Origin of the sequence: Brevundimonas sediminis (assembly GCF_048799765.1) — a bacterium.
GTDB lineage: Bacteria > Pseudomonadota > Alphaproteobacteria > Caulobacterales > Caulobacteraceae > Brevundimonas.
The window spans coordinates 1-6,457 of sequence record NZ_JBLYQK010000060.1 but is presented as its reverse complement, the minus strand read 5'-3'; the positions used below and the strand labels follow the sequence as shown (position 1 = coordinate 6,457).

The 6,457-nt window shown below is 40.9% G+C and carries 10 protein-coding genes; 6 read left to right on the top strand and 4 right to left on the bottom strand.

Going from position 1 to position 6,457, the window contains the following annotated elements; all coding sequences use genetic code 11:
* Positions 1 to 12 precede the first annotated feature (12 nt).
* From dqlB (ACLQ7T_RS16090) to ACLQ7T_RS16080, 3 genes are all read left to right on the top strand, one after another.
* Positions 13 to 96 carry a DinQ-like type I toxin DqlB gene (dqlB, locus tag ACLQ7T_RS16090; RefSeq protein WP_272056275.1) on the top strand — a complete coding sequence of 28 codons (84 nt, stop codon included), beginning with the start codon at positions 13 to 15 and terminating at the stop codon, positions 94 to 96.
* A 560-nt stretch (positions 97 to 656) separates the two neighbouring features.
* On the top strand, positions 657 to 752 hold the full coding sequence (dqlB, locus tag ACLQ7T_RS16085) for a DinQ-like type I toxin DqlB (protein ID WP_000609146.1): 96 nt from the start codon (positions 657 to 659) through the stop codon (positions 750 to 752).
* A gap of 30 nt (positions 753 to 782) precedes the next feature.
* Positions 783 to 998: a hypothetical protein gene (locus tag ACLQ7T_RS16080; protein WP_001510884.1), complete on the top strand. Its 216-nt coding sequence runs from the start codon at positions 783 to 785 to the stop codon at positions 996 to 998.
* A 115-nt stretch (positions 999 to 1,113) separates the two neighbouring features.
* Here the strand turns inward: ACLQ7T_RS16080 and ACLQ7T_RS16075 are convergent, their stop codons facing one another.
* Positions 1,114 to 1,758, bottom strand: coding sequence for a recombinase family protein (locus ACLQ7T_RS16075; protein WP_000203199.1), 645 nt, complete (start codon positions 1,756 to 1,758; stop codon positions 1,114 to 1,116).
* 294 nt (positions 1,759 to 2,052) lie between these two features.
* On the opposite strand from ACLQ7T_RS16075, the gene ACLQ7T_RS16070 reads away from it, so the two are divergent.
* The 3 genes from ACLQ7T_RS16070 (at position 2,053) to ACLQ7T_RS16060 (ending at position 4,443) form a co-directional block, all read left to right on the top strand.
* Complete coding sequence (locus ACLQ7T_RS16070; RefSeq protein ID WP_000864788.1) at positions 2,053 to 2,673, top strand: ParA family protein; 621 nt, start codon at positions 2,053 to 2,055, stop codon at positions 2,671 to 2,673.
* A gap of 51 nt (positions 2,674 to 2,724) precedes the next feature.
* Positions 2,725 to 2,955, top strand: a complete 231-nt coding sequence (locus ACLQ7T_RS16065; RefSeq protein ID WP_000051066.1) for a plasmid partition protein ParG — start codon at positions 2,725 to 2,727, stop codon at positions 2,953 to 2,955.
* A gap of 423 nt (positions 2,956 to 3,378) precedes the next feature.
* Entirely contained in the window at positions 3,379 to 4,443 is a 1,065-nt protein-coding gene (locus ACLQ7T_RS16060; protein ID WP_012291478.1) for a ParA family protein, read from the top strand.
* A 537-nt stretch (positions 4,444 to 4,980) separates the two neighbouring features.
* Here ACLQ7T_RS16060 and ddp1 read toward each other — a convergent pair.
* From ddp1 to ACLQ7T_RS16045, 3 genes are all read right to left on the bottom strand, one after another.
* The gene (ddp1, locus tag ACLQ7T_RS16055) at positions 4,981 to 5,334 is read right to left on the bottom strand and encodes a DNA distortion polypeptide 3 (protein WP_001675596.1); all 354 of its coding nucleotides are present in this window, start codon (positions 5,332 to 5,334) and stop codon (positions 4,981 to 4,983) included.
* Between the two features lie 136 nt (positions 5,335 to 5,470).
* Positions 5,471 to 5,917, bottom strand: coding sequence for a hypothetical protein (locus tag ACLQ7T_RS16050; RefSeq protein ID WP_001074386.1), 447 nt, complete (start codon positions 5,915 to 5,917; stop codon positions 5,471 to 5,473).
* A 39-nt stretch (positions 5,918 to 5,956) separates the two neighbouring features.
* On the bottom strand, positions 5,957 to 6,457 hold a 501-nt coding region (locus ACLQ7T_RS16045), incomplete at its 5' end, for a replication initiation protein (RefSeq protein ID WP_420480280.1).

Genomic DNA, 6,457 nt, shown 5'->3' with positions numbered 1-6,457 from the left:
CTAGAGAAACGGATGATGAATCTGTTAATCATCGTTCTCAGGGCTGTGCTCGCCATTGCAAACGCGCTGATTGCCATTCAGAAACTAATCGAGTGATTGATGGCTTAACTAAGGGAGAGACGTTTACCGCTTCCTGCCCTTTAACAAAGGAGTGTTTATGAGTTTTGAACAATTATTTACACTAACGACCCAACGTCGTTGGGTTTGCCGCAGAAAATTTATTCATTTAAAATAGATCTAAATGAAGCGGGAAACTGCAGACGTAAAAAAACCGACTGGTGAGGTCGGCTTTTTTACAGTTCCGGTACGAGCTGGTAACTCGCCCGGAAGAGAAACTCTCTACAACTGACAACAGTATGATAATCCGTGAAGCCTGATTATGCAATATGACAGGCGGTGACTACGCGTTAACGGTTTGCTTGAAAGTTAGATAAACGTATAATCAGAGGGTTAGTGCTGTGGTGAGTCTTTCCCTGCATTCCGCTAAATGCGGCATGAACAGCTTCAAAGTCCTGACAGGTAATACAGGTGGTGCTGGTTATCTGTGCTCTGGTAGGAGTGAGACTCTCTACAACTGACAAGACGAAGAGAAGCCGTGGTGACAGGCAGCGTAAGAGCAAGCCACGGTGTCTTTACTCCATTTATGGAGAAAACGGATGATTAACCTGTTAATCATCGTTCTGAGGGCGGTAGCTGCGCTTGCAAACGCGCTGATTGCAGTTCTGGAACTGATCCGTCAGTTCATCGATTGATGACTGCGGAAACGTAACTAAGGGCAGGAAGTGCACCGCTTCCTGCCCTTTAACAAAGGAGGTGTTATGGATTTTATGAGCATTTTGGGGCGCTGTTTACTTCTTCCTTTCCCTGTTGCGATGTTTGTCGGTTGCCTGTTTCCAGGCATCGATGATCGTTTTACTGGAATGTTCATGAGTTTTATTGTCGGTTGTCTATCGTGGTATATCACCAAGCCAAAACCGCAAAAGGCTGAGGTCGCGTAAGCGGCCTTTTATTTTGATACTCATTAGTTACAACATTCAATTTGCTTTTTAAAAATATCCACTTCAGCACCTCCCTCATAAATAACGTCAACCAGTTTATTGAGCTCACCCTACCCTACTCACCGGAGGATTGCAGGGATTTACGTTTTATTGCGCTACTGATTGTGCCGCGGCTGCACCCTAGCACCTTCTGTACCTGTGTCCAGGAGCTGCCACTTTCTATCAACCTGATAATTGCATCATGTCTGGCTTGATTAGGTTTACGCCCTTTATATTTGCCGTCTTTCCTTGCTTTCTCTATCCCCTGTTTCTGGCGTTCCCGCCGTTGTTCATAGTCCCTTCTGGCAACAGCGGCCAGCATATCCAGCAGCATATCGTTAATGGCTGCAAACAACCGGCTGTCAAACTCACTCATACCAGAATTAATCCAGGTCGTCGGCACATTCACGGCCATAACCCGGATATCTTTCTGACGGATCATTTTCTTCAGCGTATTCCAGTCTTCCCCTGACAGTCGGGAAAGTCTGTCCACATCCTCGATAAGCAAAATGTCATTTTGCTGGCAATCTCTCAGAAGACGAAAGAGTTCCGGGCGGTCAAGACGGGAGCCGGATTCATTCTCAATATAATAGCTGCAAATGATCAGGCCTCTTTCCCTGGCAAAAGCCTCGATAGTTTCCAGGGCACGCGAAGCATCCTGTTCTGCTGTTGAAGCTCTCAGATAAGCGCGGACAAAGTTTGTTGGTGCATTTGAAGTCATATTACAGAACCAGTTCGCATAAGGTCACACCACTATACCCAAAATGAACCAGAAAGTGGATCGACAGGAAAGGCACACTCTAAAAGAACCAAAAAACAAATAATGAGTAGATGTGACCTTGTCACTACACACTCATAAACTCAAACACTCATATACACAAGACAACTCAAATGAGTAGATACTCCTTAACTCATATACACATAAACTCATATTAACCTTTACTCATACAAAGAGTATGATAAACTCAAAAACTCACAGGAGTAATTGAGTAGACACACAATTGAGGATTTGAGTATGAAGGTGATCTCATTTCTGAATCCGAAAGGGGGTTCAGGTAAAACAACTGCCGTAATCAACATAGCCACTGCGTTGAGCAGGAGCGGATACAACATTGCTGTGGTAGATACAGATCCACAAATGAGCCTGACGAACTGGAGCAAAGCGGGCAAGGCAGCATTTGACGTATTTACAGCAGCATCTGAAAAAGACGTCTATGGAATCCGAAAAGATCTGGCGGACTATGACTTTGCTATTGTGGACGGGGCAGGTTCACTCTCAGTAATCACCTCCGCAGCCGTCATGGTAAGCGATCTGGTAATTATCCCTGTAACCCCCAGCCCTCTGGATTTCTCCGCAGCAGGAAGCGTCGTTACTGTTCTGGAAGCACAGGCTTACAGCCGCAAAGTTGAAGCCCGCTTTCTGATCACCCGTAAGATAGAAATGGCAACCATGTTGAATGTGCTTAAAGAAAGTATCAAAGACACCGGTGTTAAAGCATTTCGTACAGCTATTACACAACGTCAGGTTTACGTGAAATCAATTCTTGATGGCGACAGCGTGTTTGAATCCAGTGATGGTGCTGCAAAAGGTGAAATAGAAATCCTTACAAAAGAGATAGTTAGAATGTTTGAGTAATTACACATTTACTCATATAATCAAATAAGTATAAAAACCGGAGTAGCCTGAATGTCACTTGAAAAAGCGCATACGTCAGTAAAAAAAATGACCTTTGGTGAAAACAGAGATCTGGAACGAGTAGTAACAGCACCAGTATCATCTGGAAAAATCAAACGTGTTAACGTTAATTTTGATGAAGAAAAGCACACCCGGTTTAAGGCTGCATGCGCCAGGAAAGGTACATCAATCACTGACGTGGTGAACCAGCTTGTAGATAACTGGCTCAAAGAGAACGAATAATTGGAAGCCGAAGCGAACAGACAGGCCGACGCAAAACAACTGTTCTCAAAGCAGCCCTGGCTATGTACAACAGCCAATAGTTACTTGATTCTGCAAAACTTAGATGATTCAGGATTTAATCTATCAGTAGGAGTTCGGACAAAATGGGGTCCGTGGGAATTTCTGTGATAACACCCGCTAAGCGATTTCTCACTGAAAGAAATCTTCAGCCCCTGCAGTTAGTTAAAGAAAATTAAATCTATAAACCTGTAAATTTTTGCGTGACAAACTCTGTCGGAATGAGAAACTGTACGGAAACTTCAATTTTAAGGTTTGTCGTGCATGTTGATGGTTATATACGGGTATCAAGCAATCGATTACGTATTACACTATTCTCCGATGTAGTTATTTCTAAATATTGAAAATGTCTAAGAAAGGAATAAAATGAAAACTATTTCACTATTTAACAACAAAGGCGGGGTAGGAAAAACGACCCTGACTTGGAACTTAAGTGTATCTCTATCGGCAAAGGGAAAATCTGTTTTGCTGATAGATTTCGATCCTCAATGCAATTTATCAATAGCTTTACTTGGTGAGACTGGCTTCTCTGACCTTTTAAAGAAGGATGCAAATAATCCTTATGGTAAAACGATAAGAGCATTTTGCCAACCATTTATACAACAAGATATTCTCCCTGTCGTACATACATTCCCACCACAATTTCCCATGGAGCCTGGCTCAGGAAGGTTAGACATAGCTCCAGGTGACTTTTGGCTCAATAATCTTTCAGATGTGATTAGTGTAGGTACAGATTTAATTGCTGGAAACGCAGTAAACAGATTCTTGATACCTAGTTTAATTGCTAGTAAAGCTCAAGAGTTAAATAATTGTGAATACGATTATGTTCTTATTGATGTACCGCCGTCATTTAATACGATAGTCAGATCGGCTCTCTACTGTTCTGATTATTTCTTGGTTCCATGTACTGCCGATATATTTTCGGCTTACTGCATAGGACTCATTGGTGAAACTTTACCAAAATTTAGAGACGACTGGGAACAGGGTATTAGAAGAACTTCAGCCCAAAATAACTCTCTAATAAGCCAAAAAGGTTCACCTAAATTTGCAGGTTGGGTCTTCAACGGATTTGATAAAAGAAAGAATCCAGGCCAACAAAACTCATCAGAGATCGCGGCTGATGCAGCCCATAGAGATAAAATAATTGATTCAGTAAAAAATGACCTTCGCCCCAAATTAGCATCTATAAAAACATACTCAGCAGTGGCTTCTTTTACTCCAGACACTCCTGTCGCAAAAGTTGAAGACCTAAATGTTATGGCTCCAGATAGTATCTTACAGGGGGTCCCGCTCAGATATTTATCTACCGTAGCACCTACTAGGGGGGTGTTGGCCAGAGGGGCTTGGTCAGGACCTCAGAAAGCCCTAATGCAGACTATGTCGGCAGAACATGACGTTTTAGCTGATTATATAATCCAAAATTTCGTTTAATATCTTTTAGGGATTGTACGCCGGCACCCCTTTTACCGTCTTAGGGGTTCCGTGGGAATTTCTGCGATAACAAACGCTAAGGAAAAGTGAAGTTCTTTAGATTGAAGCGATTAGTACGAAGTGGCCTACATAAGTGAATGGCGAACAGCATACAGATTCTCTCTTAAAAATATGTGAGACAATAGAAAAACGACTGAAAATTTTTTGTATATTAATAGCTTCACAAGCTTTGATGATAGAGGGTAAAAATCACCATTATCTAATCAATTTGACGCTCATATCATTGAATGAAGAAACGGTAAAAATCAATTGAGAGCAATATTAAATATCAAAATAAAAACGATGAAAAAAAGATTGTTACCAATACAATGAGGACATTAGAATCACGCCCCCCAAATTTTATATAATTAAGATCATAGATGCAGATCAGTTTGGTTAGTTCTCCGTAGGGGAGAAGTTATGAAAACAGGTAAATGGAATAAACATCGTTCGTGTAAAATGCATTAATACGAATGGGTAACATGTATTTCCAGGGATTTAATCAAACAATGGCATCAGTTTTTCAACCAGTAGCAGATCGCTTAAACCATCTAACAAAACAACTTCCATACCAGAGTCAATAAGTGAATCAATCCCAGGCACTTCCTCAAAGCCGATAACCATGATCGGCTTTCGGTCTATAAAATCAAATATTACTAATGGAAGTATTACACTGTTAATTAATTCAAATTCTTTAAAGAAAGCATCTGTGCCATATTCACTGGTAGGAAAAAGAATCTCACTTAATCTCACACCATAAAAAACATGATAGTGTTCTTTAAGATTATCCTTTAAAATATTAACAGCCTTAGAATATTTCTCGTTAATAAACTCTTTGACCAGATATTTCATAAACATCTCCAATAAGAACCGACTGTAGGTCACCGGGCAAACGTTGCGGAATGGCGTCAGAGACGTCATTTTGCGGCGTTTGCCCTATCCTGCATCGCAGTGAAAAGGCAGGGACTGGCATAACTGCTGAGTAGCATCATTGCTGGCTTATCTCGCTACTGTTCTCGGTGCTTTCGTCCGCAGGTTCGGGAACAAGTAACTTGTGCCAAGGCATAGTTTTGTTGAGCAGCTCCATCAGAGGCTCAGCCAGCAGTCCCAAAATCCAGGTTGCCGTAATCACCGGTATAGTCAGATTTTGTGGCGTCCATAACTGGTGATCGAGATGATACCAAGTGATGACACACAAAATACCACCCAGCCAGAATACAGCCCATTTAAACGCACCAAGAATGGCTAACACAAAAACAAAGATAAAATGTAAAACACTCGCGACAAGAAGACGAAGATAAAACCATCCCCAGCCAAGCCACTTAACAAAAGTGCTCCCTGTTTTCACTGCAAAACGTTTCTTACGCTCCCTGGCAATTTCTTTCCTGAATTTAGCACGTTCTTCCCCCTGAGGGAATTGATAGATTTTAGCCATGAGCTACCTCATTTCGATCTCAAAACGAAGTTTATGCAATTATCCTCTGAAACCGTATGGTATTCTGATATCTAAGCCCTCACTTTCTTTATCTATTTTATAAGAAAACCTTAGCTTTGATGCTCTTCTTGCGACTCTCTCAACGATTTTAACTTCGAGATGATTAATCTCTGTATATTGATTTATTTTTTCAATATTTTTTTGCAGAAAAACCTTATTAAAATCCTTAAAATTCTGATAAAGGTAAACTTTTTCGCCATTATCTATTCTGAATAATTCAAGTTCATCCTTTAATACATCTACTTCAATGTCGAAAAATGTCTTTTTACCACTGCTGTATTGTTTCCTGATAAACTGATAAAGCATATTTGAATTTTGATCAGCGAGTCTTACAGACGATATCAAAACCTGAGTAGTGTAAGAATCCTTTAACATCGTGATATATGGCTCAATGACATGTGAAAAAGCAATATCAATATATCCTTCACTTTCAACATAATCACAAAACGCAGTCAGGTTCATAAGCCTGACTGCATCAGA